The sequence below is a fragment of the Phocaeicola salanitronis DSM 18170 genome (genome assembly GCF_000190575.1).
GTDB classification, from domain to species: Bacteria; Bacteroidota; Bacteroidia; order Bacteroidales; family Bacteroidaceae; genus Phocaeicola; species Phocaeicola salanitronis.
In genome coordinates, this window is the sequence record NC_015164.1 from 2,091,788 (window position 1) to 2,112,786 (window position 20,999).

8 protein-coding genes and 1 pseudogene are annotated in these 20,999 nt (G+C 49.0%); 6 read left to right on the forward strand and 3 right to left on the reverse strand.

Annotated features, from left to right (window positions below):
* Positions 1-336: 336 nt before the first annotated feature.
* Positions 337-1,242, forward strand: coding sequence for an ADP-ribosylglycohydrolase family protein (locus BACSA_RS09020; protein ID WP_052306027.1), 906 nt, complete (start codon positions 337-339; stop codon positions 1,240-1,242).
* Between the two features lie 363 nt (positions 1,243-1,605).
* Positions 1,606-2,388, forward strand: a complete 783-nt coding sequence (locus BACSA_RS09025; protein ID WP_013617801.1) for a hypothetical protein — start codon at positions 1,606-1,608, stop codon at positions 2,386-2,388.
* Positions 2,389-2,462: 74 nt separating this feature from the next.
* Here BACSA_RS09025 and aroB read toward each other — a convergent pair whose 3' ends face one another.
* Entirely contained in the window at positions 2,463-3,524 is a 1,062-nt protein-coding gene (aroB, locus tag BACSA_RS09030; protein WP_013617802.1) for a 3-dehydroquinate synthase, read from the reverse strand.
* A gap of 157 nt (positions 3,525-3,681) precedes the next feature.
* Between aroB and BACSA_RS09035 the strand changes: the two are divergent.
* Together BACSA_RS09035 and BACSA_RS09040 are read left to right on the forward strand one after the other, a co-directional pair.
* Positions 3,682-6,529 (forward strand): annotated as a pseudogene (locus BACSA_RS09035) (TonB-dependent receptor).
* Between the two features lie 298 nt (positions 6,530-6,827).
* Complete coding sequence (locus BACSA_RS09040; protein ID WP_013617803.1) at positions 6,828-11,237, forward strand: hybrid sensor histidine kinase/response regulator transcription factor; 4,410 nt, start codon at positions 6,828-6,830, stop codon at positions 11,235-11,237.
* Positions 11,238-11,456: 219 nt separating this feature from the next.
* Here the strand turns inward: BACSA_RS09040 and tamL are convergent, their stop codons facing one another.
* Positions 11,457-13,781 carry a translocation and assembly module lipoprotein TamL gene (tamL, locus tag BACSA_RS09045; RefSeq protein ID WP_013617804.1) on the reverse strand — a complete coding sequence of 775 codons (2,325 nt, stop codon included), beginning with the start codon at positions 13,779-13,781 and terminating at the stop codon, positions 11,457-11,459.
* A 27-nt stretch (positions 13,782-13,808) separates the two neighbouring features.
* Complete coding sequence (locus tag BACSA_RS09050; protein ID WP_013617805.1) at positions 13,809-18,407, reverse strand: translocation/assembly module TamB domain-containing protein; 4,599 nt, start codon at positions 18,405-18,407, stop codon at positions 13,809-13,811.
* A 137-nt stretch (positions 18,408-18,544) separates the two neighbouring features.
* Here BACSA_RS09050 and BACSA_RS09055 point away from each other — a divergent pair, with 137 nt between their 5' ends.
* Entirely contained in the window at positions 18,545-19,450 is a 906-nt protein-coding gene (locus BACSA_RS09055; RefSeq protein ID WP_013617806.1) for a glycosyltransferase family protein, read from the forward strand.
* A 188-nt stretch (positions 19,451-19,638) separates the two neighbouring features.
* The gene (locus tag BACSA_RS09060; protein WP_013617807.1) at positions 19,639-20,952 is read left to right on the forward strand and encodes an NAD(P)-dependent oxidoreductase; all 1,314 of its coding nucleotides are present in this window, start codon (positions 19,639-19,641) and stop codon (positions 20,950-20,952) included.
* The last annotated feature ends 47 nt before the right edge of the window (positions 20,953-20,999 follow it).

A 20,999-nucleotide genomic window follows, 5' to 3' on the forward strand; every position in this document is an offset into this window, starting at 1 on the left:
TGCGAGTGCGAAAGTACACATTTACGGGGAAATAGCAAAATATTAGAGCACTTTTTTGCTATAAAATATGCTTTAATTTCGATTTCAAAAGATAACGCACTGTATATTAGAGGCATACGTTCGTCAGTCGTTTTTCCTTTATTTGTATAGAGTCATATCTAATATTTTAGGATGAACTTCTCGAATTTATCCTGTGCATTGGAATATCGCAACTATTACTTGCGATTATTCATGAAGAAAATATTCGATAAATATTTTGACAATCAATACTTTTCAAATATATTTGCATATAAAGACAAACGGAAGATTTTCAGCCGTATAAACAATGATAAACTTATGATAGGAGCAATAACGGGTGACATAATAGGTTCTGTATATGAATTTAACAACATAAAAACAAAGGATTTCCCTTTGTTCAGCAAAGATTCAACTTATACAGACGATACCATTATGACGATAGCAGTGGCTGATTGGCTATTGCATGGAGGTGATTTGGCTAAAGTCATGCAACATTATGGAAGGAAATATCCTAATCCTATGGGAGGATATGGAGGACGCTTCTCGATGTGGTTGCACGAAAAAAATCCGAAGCCTTATAACAGCTGGGGAAACGGAGCGGCTATGCGTGTAAGTCCTGTAGGTTGGTATTTCGATACGTTAGAAAAGACAATGGAGGTTGCAAAAGAAACCGCTATGGTCACTCATAATCACGAAGAGGGAATCAAGGGAGCACAAGCTGTAGCAGCCGCTATATTTTTGGCTCGAAAATCATATTGGCCAGATGATTTTGCCGATTATGATGACGACAGGAAAAAAAGAGAACGCATCAAGAAGTTCATAGAAGAGACTTTCGGTTATGACTTGAATCGGACTTGTGACGAGATTCGTCCTACTTATGGCTTTGACGAAAGTTGCCAAGGTACAGTTCCGGAAGCTATCATAGCGTTTTTAGAAAGTAAAGACTATGAAGATGCCGTGAGACTAGCTGTTTCGTTAGGAGGCGATAGCGATACGCTGGCTTGTATTACAGGTGGAATTGCACAAGCCTATTATCTATACAAATTTCCTCTTGACATATGGAAAAAAGTTTACTCTCTATTAGACAAAGATTTACAGAATATATATATGGAATTTCATCGTGCCAGATTTGAATGGTTTGTACATCCCAGGTGGTGGGAACCTCACGATGTTAGATTAATAGAAGGCTCGAAAGAGGAAAAAGAAAGACTTGAAAGAACGTGAAGAATAAATCAAAAAACAAACTCTTCGAGAAATGGCAGAAAATAGAAAAAGAAACGAAGAAAAACGATAGTTAGATGAATCTAAGAGAAAGAATGAAGCATAGTATCTTTAAATGTTGTTTTGCGACATAAGCAGATTGCATTTATTCTACAATTTATAAATAATCCTACATTATCGTAAAACAAAATTGGTTTACGAAAAATAGAATAGAACACAGAGACACAAAGGCACAGAGTTTTATTTTTGAGAGAACAGAGTTCACGGAGAGTTGCCTAAAACTAAAAGAAGAACTATCTTTAGGCACGAATGACTAACACTTGAAATTATGAGAAAATTATCTGCTAATTTAAAATTAAAACAATAATGACTAAAGAAGAATTCTTAAACGACAAAAACGTTGCCGGATTTATCCAATGGTTCAGTCACAAGCTATCGGATTTTCCCTATTCATATTACAACCATAGAGAAAAGAAAAATTGGCGATGCAGTTCTTTTTATGAAGCATGTGAAAAATACAACTGGAATAAAAGTAACTGGAAAGATACTCAAAAAAAATTAGAGAATTTTTCTAGCCGCTTAAGAGAAAGCATCAGTCATGCCAACAATGACGCTTGTAAAGATGTATGCTGTGATATTCTAAAATGGGGCGGTGTCCTAAAAGGGAATCAAACAAAATTAGAAGAAATCAACAATAAAGAAGGACTCTGTTCTTATCTGATAAAAGCAAAAGTTTTTCTCAGCCACGATTCTATCGGTAATCCCGAAGAGGAAATCTTCATGAATTCCGGATTTACCAAAATCTATTCCTTATATATTGACGATTTCATTATTTACGATAGCCGTGCAGGAGCCGCATTATGTTACATGGTGAAACTCTATTGTGAGGAGCAAAAACTAAAGGAACTTCCGGTTCCGTTAAAATTCGCTTATGGCAATAGCCGAAATCCGAAAGTCAACCGAAATCCCAATAACGACACTTATAAATTTTCATTACTCGATCAAGGTAAAATCCATATAGAATGTAATATGAAAGCCAATTGGCTGCTAAAAGAAGTGCAAAATGCACCCATATGCGAATTCAAAGATTTGCGTTCATTAGAAGCTGCCCTATTTATGATTGGATATGATATTCCACGAGGCAAATAATCTGCAAAATATTATGGGGATATATCATAATAACATATCCCCATTTATCTGTTGAAAGCACTTATATCATACGTTTACCCCATCGTTTCAGAATAAAAGTCCAGCATGTCGTAAATGTCGTCTTGCGTGGCGGTCTGGTTGATATGAATATCACCTACTTCGCTTATCAAAGTAAAATTAACCTGCCCTTCGGTGCCATTCTTCTTATCGTGCCGCATAAAGTTATAAAGACGCTCGTAATCCTCACACGTGAAAGCTATACGACCGTAATTTTCCTTGATAAACCGGATGGTCTGGCGAAGCTTGTCCTTGGGGAAGCCCATACGGAGATGCGAATAGTACAATTCGCAAACCATTCCGGCGGCTACGGCATAGCCATGCAACACCGGATGTCCGACCGCTAAAGCAAAACTTTCAAAGGCATGCCCTGCGGTATGCCCGAAATTCAGCGCTTTACGGATGCCTTTCTCGAAGGGGTCTTGCGCTACGACACGCTCTTTTACCGCTATCGACTCTCCTACCAGCCGTTGCAAATGAACATAGTCTATATGGCCCATATCAAAGCCCACCAATTCACTCCAATGCTGCGTGTTGCTTATCAAGCCATGCTTTAACATTTCGGCATAACCGGACAAAAGATTGGCACGGTCGAGCGATTTCAGGAACTCACAATCTATCAGCACCGTATCCGCCGGATAAAACGCCCCTACCTCATTCTTCAATCCGTTGAAATTAATGCCTGTCTTCCCTCCGACTGAAGCATCGACCATTCCCAACAAGGTGGTCGGAATGTTAATCATCGAAATGCCCCGCTTAAAAGTCGCAGCCGCAAATCCGCCCAAGTCAGTCACCATTCCCCCTCCTAAATTAATCATCAACGAATGGCGCGTAGCCCCTTTCGTACTTAATTCAGTCCAAACGTATGCCAACGTTTCCAGGTTTTTATGAATATCTTCTACACCAATGCATATTTCTACGGCATCCTTCAGGAACGGGAACTTATCGATAACCGGAAGGCAAAACAAGTGTGTGTGTTCATCGGTCAAGACAAACACCTTGTCATGTTCACATTTTGCCAATGCCTTTTGCAAATCATTTTCCAAATGATTACAGATAACAACTTCTTGCGTACTCATAGTGGTTTATTTCTTTGGAGGGCAAAAATAGAAAAAAGTCAGGAGTAAGACGAAAACATTAACAAATATTCAGGATGAAAGATTAAACCTTACTTTCTTTTCTCTGTCAAAAAGGAAATTAATGTTCAATTTTCAGACATATACAAATCTTCAGAATATGAGAAAGTGGGTAATGGGGATACTACTGATGCTGATAGGAGCATCTGCTTTTGCACAAAACAACAGGGGACGGGTTTCGGGAAATGTGATTGACGCCGACGATAAATCGCCGGTAATACAAGCCACAGTACAATTATTGTCCCTGCCGGACAGCACGATGATTACAGGAAACGTAACAGACAACAACGGACGTTTTTCCCTCAGGGCAAAGCCGGGAAACTATGCAGTGAAGATTTCATTCGTAGGCTACATACCGGTCATCAAACCGGTTACGATTTCCCGGAACAAACCAGCCGTTAATATCGGACAAATCGAATTGCATTCCGATGCCATCATGCTGGAAGGAGCGGTTATCGTAGCCCAAGCCCCAGAAGTAACTGCAGTGGCAGATACCTTAGTATATAATAGCTCGGCATACCGCCTGCCCGAAGGTTCGGCACTGGAAGAACTGGTCAAGAAACTTCCGGGAGCCGAAGTAGATGAAAACGGGAAAATCACCATTAACGGAAAGGAAATCACCAAAATCATGATTGACGGGAAAGAGTTCTTTGCCGACGACCCCAACATCGCCATGAAAAACCTGCCCGTAAACATCATTGACAAAGTGCGTGCATACGACAAACAATCGGACATGGCACGTGTAACAGGCATTGAAGACGGAGAAGAAGAAACGGTGCTCGACCTTAGCGTAAAACCCGGGATGAATCACGGATTCTTCGGAAACGTAGACGGAGCGTACGGTACCGAAGACCGGTATAGCGGGAAATTGCTTGCCAACTATTTCCGGGACAAAAAACAATTCACCGTTATCGGTTCTATAAACAATGTAAACGATAACAGCTTCCCCGGAGGAGGAGGTTTCCGCAGGCAAGAAAACGGATTGACCACGGTCAAGATGGCGGGAGCCAACTTTGCCACAGAAAACGAGAAGTTCAAGTCGGAAGGAAGCGTGAACTTCAATTACAAAGACGCGGACCAACGGAGCAAACAAGCCTCGGAAACCTTTGTATCTACCGAAAGCAGTTCGTTCAAGAATGCCCTGGACAATAGCCGGAACAAGACCACCAACCTGACCGCCGACGCTTTCCTGGAATGGCGTCCCGACACGATGACGACCCTTATCCTACGTCCCCGCATCCGCTATGGAAAAACGGACAACGCAAGCCTGCAAAACTCGTACACCTTCAACCAAGACCCAGAGCATTCTACCGACGAGCTCTTCAACACGGACGACCTGACCTCGCTGGTGCCCGAAGAGAACATTGTCAATACGGTATTAAAAAACACATTGAGCAAAAGGAGACGACCTGACGGCAGGAGGTACCTTAATATTAAACCGCCGGCTGAACGATGAAGGAAGAAACATCACGTTCAGGGGCAGATACAACTACACCAACAGTACCAGCGAACAATTCTCTGTATCCGAAACCGAATATTTCCAGCAAACGCCTGAAGAGCGCATGGAAATATTAAACCGATACATCAACACCCCGACCAAAACCAGCGAATACAACGCAAGGCTGACTTACAGCGAACCTATATTCAAAGGAGGCTTCATCCAATTCAGCTACAATTTCCAATACAGCCGTTCCACGACCGACAAGTCCACATACGATATGCCCGATGACTGGACGACAGGCGGAGGTACGGCAGGAGGCAGTTTCAATGCCGATTTAAGCCAAAACGCCATCTACAACTATTACAACCATCAGGCGGAAGTATCTTTCCGCTGGATACGCGAGAAGATGCGCTTCAATATCGGCATGTCTTTCCAGCCTCAGCGCTCTACCCTTTCGTACACAAAAGGCGAATACCAGATAGACACCGTACGCAATGTCTTCAACTTTACGCCGACCTTGGATTTCCGTTACCGTTTCTCGAAAACCAGCCAGCTGCGCATACGCTACCGCGGACGGACTTCACAGCCCGACATGATTGACTTGCTTCCGATAGAAGACAATACCGACCCGCTGAATGTAACGATAGGAAACCCGGGCTTGAAACCGACGTTCACCAACAGCCTGCGCATGGAATACAACACATTCAATGCCGAGACCCAACGAGGCATGTTCTCGTTCTTCAATTTCCAGAACACGATGAACGACATCAGCAACCGGCGCATCTACAACGAGGAGACCGGAGGATATACCACCAAACCCGAAAACATCAACGGAAACTGGAGCCTGTTCGGCATCGTAGGAGGCAACATCGCCCTGAAGAACAAGAAATACACCATCAACACGTTTACACGGGCAAACTACCAGAACATGGTAAGCTACATCAGCAATAATACAGAGCTAAATGAAGCAGGCAAGAACACAACCAAACGCCTTTCATTGGGCGAACGCCTGCGCGGTACCTACCGGAACGACTGGTGGGAGGTATCGCTGAACGGCTCGCTGGACTATACGCATTCGCGGAACAGCTACCAGACTTCAAACAACATGGATACGTACCAGTTCGCATACGGAGCAAGCACCAACATACGCCTGCCCTGGAACATGACCCTATCCACCGATATCTCGCAAAACTCCCGCCGGGGATATACCGATGCCAGCATGAACCGGGACGAGCTGATATGGAACGCCCAAATCGCGCAAGATTTCCTGAAAGGCAATGCCGCAACGATAAGCGTACAGTTCTATGACATCCTGAAAAACCAAAGCAACATCAGCCGCACCATCAGCGCCGCCATGCGCCAAGATACGGAATACAATGCCATCTACAGCTATTGCATGGTCCACTTCATCTACCGCCTAAACCTTTTCGGAGGAAAACAAGGGCAGGGAGGCGCCGGATTCCAAGGCGGGCACGGTCCGGGAGGCAGAGGACCGCGACGTTTTTAGTTACTTCCATACATATTACTAACAACCCGACGCATATATCTTCTCAAAGCATCATGAAGATATATGCGTTTTTTTACATATAGCCGCACGGCTTGTAAGATTATTAATCTTGCGGCTTGAAGATTATTAATCTTACAGGCGGAAGATTATTAATCTTACACCAAACGGGGCTATACGTGCCAGGATTTTCAGCTTGCTCCGAAGCGATACGCCACTGGCGAAGGAAGATTTCAGGACACTTGTTTTGCGGATAACCTCATTTTTCCCTATATTTGCTCTTCATTTGTCAAGACCATTTATGAAAAATTACCTGTATACCCTTTGGCTCCTGTTCGTGTCCCTTTCCGTCAAGGCACAGTTAAACAGCACATTCACCCATTACTCACAAGAAAACGGGTTGTCCGAAAACACCGTTATGTCCATCGTACAAGACCATGACGGCATGCTATGGTTCGCCACTTGGGACGGAATCAACCGTTTCGACGGATACGACTTCCATGTATACAAAGCGCGTAAAAGCAACGACGTAAGCTGGGCGTCAAACCGCATAGATTATCTTTACGTAGATGCCAAAGGAAACGTCTGGTGCATCGCTTACGACGGACATGTATTCCGGTTCGACAAACGCATGGAAACCTTTATCGAAGTGCCCTCCGAAGGTCCGGGCAAAGACCTGGCTTATACATCCATACAACCCTTAGCCAACGGAACGGTGTGGCTATTGACAGACCATAATGGAGGCATGCGCATCCATACCGAAGCACACACGGGGGAAACCCTTACCGAGAGATGGGCCTCGACAACCGCCAGCAACCAGGCGATACACATCAACACCGTCTTTCTGGACAACAAAGGGAACGAATGGATATTGACCGACAACGGACTGCAACGCATCAGCCCCGACGGAAAACGGAACACCTATTTTACAGACATGGAAAACAACAGGTCCAACCAGTCTTTCTTTGCCGCGGCACAACAGGGAGAAAACCTTTATTTCACCTCCAGACAGGGACGTATATGGACCTATTCGCTAAAGGATGACATCTTCACGCTGACGGAACTTCCCTATCAAGATGACATCACCCACATCTTTACATTACCCGACAAGCGGATGGCACTGACAATGAAACACCAAGGTGTCTTAATTGCGGACGCATCGCTGCATCCCATACGCTTTTACGGCTCTACGGAAGGAGTGGATTTCAGCAAGTCCCCTATCCAAAACACGTACGTAGACCGGTACGGGGAAATATGGATTGCCATCGACCGCATCGGATGCGTGTGCCACATCAATCCCGGTACCGGCACGTTCCGCATCGAACAAATGAAGGTAGAGCAAGACGCCGCAGACCGTTCGGTTCCGATGTTTTCCATCTGCGAAGACCAGCGCGGAAACCTATGGGTACACCCCGTAGGAGGAGGACTGGCATGGTTCGACCGCACCCGGGGCAAGCTATTGCCGTTCTACGACGAAACCGGCTCGCCCGACTGGCGTTTCTCGAACAAACTGCATGCCATGACCGTAGACCGGCAAGGCAATTTATGGCTGGGCACCCACTCGAAAGGATTAGAAAAAGTATCGTTTTTCAACAGCCATTTCCGCCTGATAAAGCCCCTGTCCTGCAATCACGACACCAACGCCAATCAAGTACGGGCTTTATGCGAAGACCGTGAAGGGCGCATCTGGACAAGCACCCGCGACGGAAAGACGCTGGTCTACTCTTCCGAATTCGACTTCATCGGATACCTTACCGCTGACGGACGCATCTCTGCCACAGGCACCCCCCTCATCGCTTCGGCTTACCAGATTATAGAAGACTCTAAAGGCATTATCTGGATTGCGGCGAAAGGACAAGGCATCATCCGCCTTGCCCCGACCGCCAACGGCCTTGCCTACCATTTGTCTAACTATACATACGACGCGAACGACATCTATAGCCTAAGCCACAACAGCACATACGACATCTGCGAGGACGGGCACGGACGGTTCTGGATAGCCACCTTCGGAGGAGGCATCAACTGCATGGAACAGCAGGCGGACGGAAGCGTCCGGTTTCTCAACGCAAGAAACAACCTGAAGGCATACCCCTTGGACCGCTGCTCGAAAGCACGCGCCATCCAACGGGACAAAAACGGGACAATCTGGGTGGCAACCTCGAACGGACTATTGTCCTTCAGCGAAGATTTCACGCGTGCAGAAGCAATCAACTTCAAGCTACACGTACGCGAGCCAAACAACAAAGAAAGCTTGAGCAACAACGACATCTACGACATCCTGCTCACCCACGAAGGACGCTTGTTCTTCGCCACATTCGGAGGAGGGCTGAATGAGCTGAAATCCACCGGAATCCGGGACAGCGTACGGTTCACCTCCTACACCACGTCCAACGGGCTTCCGACCGACGTGCTGGTATCGCTCAGCGAAGACAAGAAAGGAAACATCTGGATTGGTACAGAAAGCGGATTAAGCCGCATGAACGCAATCAACCGGCATTTCGACAATTTCCTGAAAGGCGAGTTGGGCGAAGAACTCATCTTCGAAGAAAGCACAGCCCTCACCCGTACCGACGGCACCCTGTTGTTCGGCTCAAACCGAGGACTGCTCACCTTCGACCCTGCCGATATACAGACCAACCGGTACGTGCCCAGCATCGTATTCTGCGGATTGAAAATCGCCAACGAGAATATGGTTCCGCAAGAAGGCTCCATATTGCCCGAATCGCTGAACACCCTGAAGCATCTCACGTTATCCCATAAGACCAACACCATTTCGCTTGCCTTTGCCGCACTCGACATGAACTTCCCCGAAAACATCAAATACGCCTACATGCTGGACGGATTCGATAAAGAATGGAACTATGTAGGCAAGCAACGCATCGCCACCTACACCAATTTGCCGCACGGGGACTATACCTTCCGCATCCGTTCTACCAACGGGGCAGGAATCTGGACCGACAACGAACGCCGGCTTGCCATCACCGTCAGCCCCACATTCTGGGAAACGCCATACGCCTACATCCTCTACACGTTCGCCTTCTTATGCGTATTGCTGGGAGGCGCCTACATCTTGTTCGTCTTTTACCGCCTGAAACATGAAGTATCCGTCGAACAAGAGGTGACCGACATGAAACTGCGCTTCTTCACCAATATCTCGCACGAGCTGCGCACTCCCCTTACCCTGATAGAAGGCCCGGTAAGCTACATCCTGAAGCGGAACGACCTGACCCAGGAAGTACGGGAACAATTGCAGACCGTAGAACGGAACACGAACCGCATGCTGCGCCTGGTCAACCAAATACTGGACTTCCGCAAAATCCAGAACAACAAGATGAAGCTGTGCATCGAACAGATAGACATCGTGCCTTTCACACGCAAAATCATGGAAAACTTCGAATCGGTAGCAGAATCGAACAAGATAGATTTCATCTTCGAGAGCGAACAGCCCTCCCTGAAACTATGGGCAGACGCAGACAAAGTGGAAAAAATCATCTTCAACCTGCTCTCGAACGCATTCAAATACACAGAGCCGGGCAAGGCGATTAAAATATTCATCCACGAAAACGAAAACACCATCGCCATAGGCGTGCAGGACCAAGGCATCGGCATCCCCGAAAACATGAAGGAATCGCTCTTTGCCCGCTTCGAGACCCTGCTCGACAAAAACCTCTTCAACTACAAGAACAGCACCGGCATCGGGCTTTCGCTGGTAAAAGAACTGGCGGACATGCATCATGCTTCCATCCGCGTAGACAGCAAGGAAGGAGAAGGAAGCTGCTTCACCGTCGAATTCAAGAAAGGCAAGGCACATTACGGGAAAGAGGCGGAATTCATCCTTTCGGACAACATCGAACACAACACCCAAGCGGAACTTGCAGACCCTGCCGCTTCAGAAGAAGGCATAACGGAAGACCGGAACACGATGCTGCTGGTAGAAGACAACCTGGAACTGCGCGCCTTCCTCCGCAGCATCTTCAAGGCACAATTCCAAATCATCGAAGCCTCTAACGGAACAGAAGGCATCGACAAGGCCAAAAAACACATACCCGACATCATCATCAGCGACATCATGATGCCCGGGCAAGACGGAATCGCCCTGACCAAAGAACTGCGCCACGACGTGGCAACAAGCCATATTCCCATTGTCCTGCTTACGGCAAAGACCGACATGGACAGTAAGCTGCAAGGCATGGAGCTGGGCATCGACAGCTACATCACCAAGCCTTTCAGCGCCATCTATCTAAAGGCACGCGTAGACAACCTGCTCGCCAGAAGGCAACGCCTGCGCCAATTCTATTGCGAACATCTGATGGACATCAACGATGCCGGCACCGAAGAAGAGGCAAAAGTGGAAGAAGAAGTGCAGAACTCAATTTCCCCGCAAGACAAACTCTTTATCGACCGGCTGACGGAATTCATGGAAAAACACATGGACAATGGCGAGTTAGTGGTAGACGACTTGGTACACGAAATGTCGGTCAGCCGTTCGGTATTCTTCAAGAAGCTGAAATCGCTCACCGGGCTTGCGCCGATTGAGTTCATCAAGGAAATGCGCGTGAAACGTGCCGCACAGCTCATCGAGACCGGCGAATTCAACATGACCCAAATCGCGTATATGGTAGGAATCAACGACCCGCGCTATTTCAGCAAATGCTTCAAGCAGCGTTTCGGAATGACACCGACAGAATACAAGGAGAAAGTGCGGAAATAAAGCCCGCAAGCAGCACTCCCCAAGCCCCCACGCCGTTTGCTGAGTTATTTCTCTTGAAACGCAGATTGACGCAGATAATTTTATTTTTTATCCGCGTAAATCTGCGCTAATCTGCGTTTCATTACGCCCAAACGTCACGCCGTTTGCCGTTTCCAAGGCCTCGGAAGAAGTGATGCAGGGGTGCATGGCCGTTTCCAAGACCTTTGCGGACGTAAAGTGTCAGAACGGATAGCCGATGGCGAAATGAAGCCCTTGCCCGTCCTTGAAACGGGGGATGTTGTAATAGCCCGAACGTCCGGTTTCGTAAGGCACATGCAATGCGATTCCCCAATCCAGACGGAGAACCAGGAAAGAAAGGTCGTAACGGATGCCCACACCTGTACCCAACGCAATATTGTCGAAGAAATGCTTGAACGTGAACTTGGCATCGGGACGCGCCTCGTCTTCACGCATCAGCCATACATTGCCTGCATCCAGAAAGACCGCTCCGTTCAGGTTTCCGCCGAACATATTCGACAACAGGCGGAAACGGTATTCCACGTTCGCCTCCAGCTTGATATCGCCCGTCTCATCCACATACGAATAAGCGGAGTTGTCGGCAGGATGGAAACGTCCCGGTCCGATAGAACGTACCGTAAAGGCACGGATGCTGTTCGCCCCGCCCACGTAGAACTGCTCGCTGTAAGGCGCAACGGTCTTATTTCCGTACGACCAAATGACACCTGCCATCAAACGTCCCGCCAACTGCTGCTTCTCGCTGATGTAATACAAAGGACGTATCTCGCTCGTAAACTTCAAGAACTGGGCAAAAGGCGTTCCCAAGAACTTCTTCTCCCGTTCTTTAAAGCTCCTGCCGAATGCCGCATAAATGGCTGAAGTGATATTGCCCGCCGAAGTGAACGAGTTTTCCCACCACAAGCGCAAACGCCGCTTGCGCCACGAGTCATCGTACGTAAAGGTATAGGATATGGAAGGAATGAACTGGTCGTCCAGGCTTCGGAAAAGCATGGGATTCGCCAAGGCGATGGAATCGAATGTAGGCGTACGGCGCTGCAAATGATTGAAGGCAAGATGAACCGGCGTCACAGTATGCTTCATGCTCCGCGATTTCTGAAAGCTATAAGACACGCTTCCGCCGAAAGAAAGCATCTTGAAATAACGCGCACGGTTCACCTGCTCGGCATAGATACGGAAATGGGTCTCCGAAGGGAAACGGAACGGGTCTATCCGGTCGCGCACCCACGGCAAGACAATGCGCGGGAAGTCGAGCGAAAGCGCCGCGCCCAGCTCGTAGGAGTTCATCACCGACTTGTCTCCGTCTACCGTCGAACTGGTCTGCCACTCGTACGAGCCTTTCAGTTCCAGGTTGAGCGAAGCCCCCATGCGCCGGAAGTTGCGCTTCGAAAGCTTGAAAATGGCTCCGGGACCGGTCTGCTTGGTGCTCTTCGTTGTCACGTTCAATTCCAGTTCACTATCGTAAGGCAGGTCGAACATCGCGTTGACCCGCACGTCAAGCGTATCGCTATCCGGACGGGGAAGGTATTGCACCTCGTTGAACTTGAACACGCCCAGGCGCGAAAGGGCTTCCTGCGTATAGTTCTGGCGGGTCTGCGAATACATTTCCCCTTTCCGGTAGATAAAACGTTTGCGCAACACACCGAAACGAAGCCCGGGTTTCTCGCCGGCATAATGCACCGTAAAGTCGCGGAGCTTCAACGAATCCGTCGGACGCTCGCCGTTGTATCCGGTCAGGTAAACCGAGGTGTTCCCCAAACGGTACCGCCGCAAAGCTTCCTTAGGCAAGTTCGGCTCGGGCACCAGCTTCAGCGTGACATATCCGGGACGCATCAACGTATCGGCAAGAAAGGTGATGAAATCATTCCGTGCATAATAATATCCGTTATCCCGTAACAGGTCAATTATCCGCTGGCGTTCCTCATTCAACGTATTGACATTGAAATGCTCGCCGCTACGCACCAGTTTCCCAGCCATATTCGCATGAATCAGGCTATCGGTCAGAGGCGCAAAGCCTTCATACAACAACGTGTCGATGTAATACGGACGCCCCATGTCGATGTCATAACTCAACTTTACCGCACGCGGATTCTTGGTACTGTCCACCCGATACGTGACATGCCCGTCGAAGAACCCGTAATCCCGAAGCAAGTTGCTTGCCACCTTGGCACGGGTATCGGGATTGACCGTCGACACATAGACCGGGTCGGCTGCCAATTTCCGGAAAATCCACCGTCCGAAGCCTTTCTCATACCTTACGAAACGATTGTACACCCACAGGCCGAAAGGTATGGGGAAACGGATATTGGGATAGGTCACGATGGCATTGTTGGGAGCGATGCTGATAGCTCCCTTCACCTCGTCCAGCGCCGCCTGCCCCGCTTTGGTCTCGTCCTCATTCTGTACGGAAATGTCCTTCAAGCCTAAATACAAGGTCTCTCCTTCCGGCAAATGCTTGGTAATAGAGCACGAAGACAACCCTATCAGCATGCCCAACCAAATCCATATATATGCGTTGCGTCTTTTCATTAGCTGCTATACCTTATTAATATATATTCATTGCCCTTCGCTCTTTTCTTCATCCGCAGGGCGGTTTTTCTTCCGCGAGCGGAAGATGAAAAGCTCGCCCAGCTTGCTCACTTTCTTGCGCAGGACGATACCGGCTCCCGTCTCTATCACTTCCCCGTCGAGTATGCTCTCGTAGTTCTTATCGTGGAAAATCTTGATGTAGCGCGTGCCGCTATTGTCCAGCCGGTATTCCAACGAGATATTGTCGATGAACGACTCGTCCTGCTGCTGGGCATCGTTTCCGGTAGATATCTTCCCGCCTATTATCACTTGGAAACGGTTGTTCCAAAAGCGTTTGGCGAACTGGAAATTATAATCGGTACGCGACGTTCCGCTCTCCTGTTCGGTGGTCTCCATACCGAAATTGATGTCGATAGTCTTCAGGGCGCTCCCGGCTATCTTGTTGATTTCGCTCTGGAGGAAAGAGTTCAGCATGCTGTTCGTGTCAAAACCGCCTCCCGAAGTGTTTCCTTCCGCCATATACATGCCCGTCACCAGCATCGTCACCGCCAGCTTGTTCTTCTCCTCCGCCGACTTCGAAGCAAGCTCGTTCTGCATCGTCCCGTCTTCGGGAGCCTCTAAGGTAAAGGTAAAGCCCAAGTCTTCCAGGCGGTTCGTAAGGTTCACCCCTACATCGAAATTCACCATACGCGAGCCGCTCTCTTCCGAAGCCACCGAAGCGCGCACCCGTTCCGAAGCCTTGATATTCAGATTGGGGTTCATCAGGTCGCCCGTCCATTCGATGTAGCTCCCGCTTTGGATGTGGAAAGTCTTCAGAGGGATAATCGGCATTTCGTATTTCATCTCGCCGCTCATCAACGAATAACGTCCGTTCAAGACCATATTCCCGTCGGGCTGGTATTGGAAAGAAAGGTCGCCTCCCCCCTCCAGAAGCATGTAATTGCTCCCGTCTTCGTTCAGGTCGACCCGTGCCTGTACCGCCTCGTCGATATGCAGGGTCATCAGCACATCCATGCCTCCCAACGATATGGGTTCTGCCTGCGTGAGATCCACGCGTGCCGTATCCCGGAAGTCTACAAACGTAACGGTCTCGCTCAGCTTATCTTCCACCGTAAGAGGAGAATCTTTCAAGACATACGTAAAGTCGCTATTCCCCAAGATATTCATATTCCCGCGCATGGTCAATGCATCGGGCGAGCCTTTTACAACCGAACTGAAATCGACATACAACTTGCCGTACACCAACGATTCTTTCGTCCGTTTGGCGTTAATCAGCTCAAAATTGCGTGCCATCATGCCCAAGTTGACATCTATCGCCTCGAAATTGCCCATGTCCACATAGCCGTCCACGGTGAAAGGCGTTGCCCCTTCGGTATAAATGTTGAACCGCTCGAACTCCAGCCGGTTATCCTTTATTTTTATCGGACGATTGTCTAAACGCAAGTTCAACGAAGCCTGCGGAACTCCCACCTGCACGCTATCAAGGCTCAAGTCTCCTGCCAGCAAAGGGGAAGAAGCAGCGCCGCTCACTTCCACCTTCCCGTCCAGGCCGCCTTTTAATGTAGCCAGCCCTGCCGGGATAAAGGCATTGGCAATATGCAAAGGGAAATGATGCAACCCGACACTTGCATTCAACCGGTCGGGGAGCGTTTCGGTAGCCGGAGCATAGCTTCCCCCCAGGCTCACCACCTCCGTGCCGTTTATCGTGACCTGTCCCTTAATGCCGTGCGCCCCGTCTTCTTGCGGAAGATAAACCGCCGACGCGCCCCAGTCGCCCAACGGGTAACGGTTGTATGCCAAGCTATCTACCCGGACATCCGCCTCCACCTGCATATCCGTTCCCTGCTGCACATAATGCGCTTTGGCGTCAATCAGACCGGCTATATCGGGCATATAAGGAACCACCCTCCGGAACTCTCCGATGCTTATCCGATGAAGCTCCAGCGTCAGGTCTTGCCCGCTCAACGTATCGGAAGGAGAATAAAAAGCCAGTCCCGTATTCCGGCTATCCGCCAGACGCAAATCGGCATATACGCGTCCGTTATCGTTCAGGAAAATGTAATTGCCGGGATTCGCCTGAAACTTACGGTATACCAGCGTAGGCTCATCAGGAGACACATGCACGCTGATTCCTTCGGGATGCATACGTGCCTCCAATCCCAGTTCGACGCCTTTTTCAAGCTTGTTGTTCAAATAGCTGATGTACGTACGGGCACGCGTAGAATCAACGCTTCCCCACAAGCCGATGCCGAACGCCTCCTGACGCTTGCTTGCCAAAGCTTTCACCCCGCTATGGAAAAGGAAGCGCGCGGTATCCTGACGGGCATCGAAGAAGATGGTATCCAGCCGCAGGCTATCTGTGCGCAAGCCATACAGGCGCATATCGGCATTCAAGCCTTCATCGGGCGAAGCAGACATGGCTATCCGAAACCGGTCGTACCGGAGATGACCCGCAGCCAGAAGGTTCGCTATCGGATTGTCCGGACCTGAAAAGATACGGAGCTCGGCACGAGGCAAGATTGCCTTCAACACGCGTTGGTCTAATTTCTTGCCTTTCCATTGCCGGCCGAATTCCGCCATCAATGCCGTAGCGCCCGAAGCCAGACGCTCTACGCCATCGGGCGAACGGAAGAGGAAAGTAAGGTCTCCCGCGTTGACAAAACTCCGGATAGAATCGGAAGCCATCTCCACTCCGGCATGCAAGTCTTTCGTATGAAACGTATTTTCTTCCGTGGCAAGATGGATATCGGTGAGCGACACCCGTACCCGATGGTTCTGCTTCATATCGGTTTGGGCATGCGCCTCTATGTGCAAAGCCGGATTCAGCTTCTTTTCCATCAGCTCCAAAGCTTTCAGGTCGAGCCGTTTCACTTGCCCGTCCAAGTCGGCTTTCACCTGATTCGGAAGAAGCGAGGCATTCAGATTCATCCGGGCATCTACCGCATGGTCGGACACCGAAAGCGAAAGCTTTCCCTGCGAATGTTCCAGTCCGCCTTCCAGCTCCAGCCCAGAGAACAAACGGCGCCCATAACGCAAATGAGAAACGCCGCCCTTCACCTTCATCTGCGTACGGGGAGAAAAGAAATCAAGCCCCCTTCCCTCCGCCCAGAGGGAGGCATCGAACCGATAAAGAGAATCGTCCGGAAGAAAAGCATGCAGGTTCAACGTATCAATCCGTATCTGTGCCCGATAGCTCTCTTCCTGCAAATCATATCCTGCGGCAAGCGTTACCCTGCCCCGCTTTCCTTCACGCAAGTCCATATCCACCCCCACCCGGTTCCCTTTAAGCGAGACAAGCCCGTCCAGCCGCATCCCTTGCGGTATGGAAACACCGCCCGAAAGCGTTTCTACAAAGCCCAAATCTCCGGTGCCCATAGCCAAATGCAACGTACCGTTCCGCCGCGTACTATCCAACACAAAAGCAAGATGTCCGTCCGCTTCGGCACGGAAAGCCCCCGGAAGCGCAAACGAGAGCTGGGTCAGTTTCAAGTCGTTCAGGCTTCCGTCTATTCCGGCGCGCACCTGAAGCGGACGGGAAGGATATTGCCGGACAAAGTCTGCGGGAATCCCCGTCACGAGCTTCAGCAAATCATTCTTGCCGATGTCTGCCATCAGGCGTGCCTGAACAGTCCCTTCCTTACCGGCATCCATGGCATCCCAGTCCATCGAAGCGTTCAACTCTAAAGCCGAATCCTGCGTCTTGATACTGAACGAAGGCACCTGCAAGGCATGGGCATCCGAAACCAGACGCCCCTCTCCCGAAGTGATTTCCAATCCCGAACGCTCTTTCAGCTCAAACGTACGGATGAATGCCCTGATGTCGTTTCCGGCATAATAGAGGGAATCCATGCCGATATTCAAACCGGTAACCGCAATGTGCGAAGGGTCAAGCCCCACTTCTGCCGGAGGGAGAGAGCCTGTATCAAAACTGAACCTGCCTTCTTCCAATGCAAACGAACGTGCCGAATAAGCCATGCGGTGCAGGTCGGCATTGCCTTCGCGCAAGGCAAGACGATGGAGCGAAACCGCCATGGAAAGTGTATCCAACGGCATCTGTAAGGCAAAAGACACATTCTCGAAGTCAATCTTCTGCAACTGGAATTTCCAATATACCGGTGCCGAGGCGGCCGTATCTTGTGCCGCCGTATCGGCAAGGCACATCGACAAGCGTGTGTCTTTCAGGGTCAGCTGGTTCACAACAGCCGTTTCAGGACTCAAGTCTACTCCATGCGAAGAAACAAAGACACTCCCTATTTCGCCCTCTAACCTCATGCCGCTGATTAAGTCCGCCGTATGAAACCGCGTATCTGACAATTCCAGCCCGTCCAGCTCCACTTGTTTCTTCAACAAAGGAAGAAGCTGCACTTTTGCGGTAAGCCTTCCGGCATCGGCAATCGTATCACCTTGATTTACCACCAGCGCCCGATGCACGACCAAATCGAGCGGGAAACCTAACGAAATACGCCCTATCGAAATCTGCATGCCCGTGGCTTCCGACGCATACCGGGTAGCGGTACGCACCAGAAAATTCTGTATGGGAGGCAGATATACCAACACACATATCAGAACAAACAATATAAACGGGGACGCTACGATAATCCCCAACCGGCGGATATTTTTCTTCATACGGACATGCAATCGCTTTTATTGATGCGAATATAGGCAAAATAACCGAAAATACATCACATTTTGATTGATTTGATAATGCCAACTAATCGAAAAATAATTAACTTTGCAATATCACTAACCTAAAATAAAACTATATGAAACCAACTTTATTCGTTCTTGCCGCCGGAATGGGAAGCCGTTACGGAGGTCTTAAACAACTGGACAGCCTGGGTCCGAACGGAGAAACCATCATGGATTATTCCATTTACGATGCAATCCGTGGAGGATTCGGCAAACTCGTGTTTGTCATCCGTAAAGATTTCGAAAAAGATTTTCGCGACAAAATCATCAGCAAATACGAAAACCACATCCCGGTAGAAGTCGTATTCCAGTCTACCGACAAACTTCCGGAAGGCTTTACTTGCCCAGCCGAACGTACCAAGCCTTGGGGGACCAACCACGCCGTACTGATGGGTAAAGACGTTATCAGCGAACCGTTTGCCGTTATCAACGCCGATGACTTCTACGGACGTGACAGCTTCGCCGTAATCGGCAAATACCTGTCCGAACTTCCCGAAGGCGCGAAAAACCAATATTGCATGGTAGGCTTCCGGGTAGGAAACACATTAAGCGAAAGCGGAACCGTGGCACGGGGTATCTGTTCGACCGATGCGGAAGGACACTTGACCACCGTAGTAGAACGTACCGAAATCATGCGCATCGACGGCACCGTATCTTATAAGGACGATGACGGGAAATGGGTGGGCATCGCCGACAACACCCCGGTATCGATGAACATGTGGGGATTCACGCCCGATTATTTCAAGTATTCGGAAGATTATTTCGTAGATTTCCTGAAGGAAAATATCGACAAGCCGAAAGCCGAATACTACATCCCGCTCATGGTGAACAAGCTCATCAACGAAGGTACCGCCAAGGTGAAAGTACTCGACACCACTTCACGCTGGTTCGGCGTAACGTATGCTGCCGACCGTCAAGGTGTAGTAGACAAGTTCAAAGCACTTGCAGATAGCGGCGAATATCCTTCACCCTTATTCTGATAAATCACTTATTTTCACCACAGATTACACGGATTTTATTATCATCCGGGTATTCTGTGGTGTTTTGTATGCATTTTATTCATGTATAATAAATGTTAAACAGTACATAAATGTAAAGACTATATAGCAATACAAGAAATAAATAACCTACTTTTGCAAACCATAGTTTACAAAAGTAGGTTATTTATATGAACGAAGCAAAAGAAACCTTTCGCGAATTGAATGAAAGCTTCACCACCAAAGAAGCTATCGACGAAGCAAAACGATGCTTGAACTGTAAAAATCCTTCCTGCAAAAAAGGATGTCCCATTGAAAATGATATCCCCGGCTTTATCCACCAGCTTTCTATGGGGAACATGGGTGACGCCATGCGCATCATCAACGAAAAGAGCAACCTGCCTGCCATCTGCGGACGTGTATGCCCGCACGAAAAACAATGCCAGGGACATTGCGTGCTCTATGCCAAAGGAAAAGGCATCCAAATCGGCAAGCTGGAACGCTTCATTGCTGATTTCGATACCGAAATGAGCCTGATACGGGAGAAACTTCCGCAAAAAACACGAGGGAAAGTAGCGGTTATCGGCTCAGGGCCCGCCGGACTTACCGTAGCGGGCGACCTGGCACGCCAAGGGTTCAGCGTCACCATCTTCGAAGGGCAAAGCGAAGCGGGAGGAGTCCTGATGTACGGCATTCCCGAATACCGCCTTCCCAAAGCCGTAGTGGCTAAAGAAATAGAAAAGATAGAGGCGTTAGGAGTCAACTTCGTGCTGAACTGTCTGGTAGGAAAAGACATTACCGTAGACCAAATGTTCGAACAAGGCTATGACGCCATTTTCATCGGAACAGGAACAGCCCTCCCGAAATCATTAGACATTCCCGGAAACAAGCTCCGGGGAATCATCCAATCTTCCTATTTGCTCCACATGGTCAACATATTCAACCAAAACATCGTGGAACGCAATGCCGTGCCCTTAAAAGAAGGAGACCGGGTAGCGGTTATCGGATGCGGAAACGTGGCAATGGATGCCGCACGCACCGCCGTACGCATGGGAGCAGCCAGCGTGCACGTGATTTACCACCGCACGGAAGCGGAAATGAGCGCTATCCCAAGCGAATACCAAGACGCGGTAAAAGAAGGGGTGCAATTCTTATGGCAGACCTCCACCCAAGAATTTCTTGGAGACGACGAGGGAAAAGTCATCGGGCTTCGTGCCGCAACCCCGGAAGGAATCCGGGATTTTACGTTCGACCGGGTATTGCTCGCCATCGGTTCACGCCCTGCCAACCGCATCGTGTCGACCACAACGGGTATCGAAGTAGACGATACGGGCTATGTCATCGTGAAAGACCGCCCGTACGGGATGACCACCCGGCGGGGTGTATTCGCCGGAGGCGATGTAGTGCACCGTCCGCACACCGTGGTACTGGCAATGAAAGCCGCCAAACAAGTAGCCGCAGGCATCGCGCAATACGTAGATGCGGTAAAACTGCTTGAGGAATAATAAAAAATGAAGAATGAAGAATTCTCATCGGGGATATTCTTCATTCT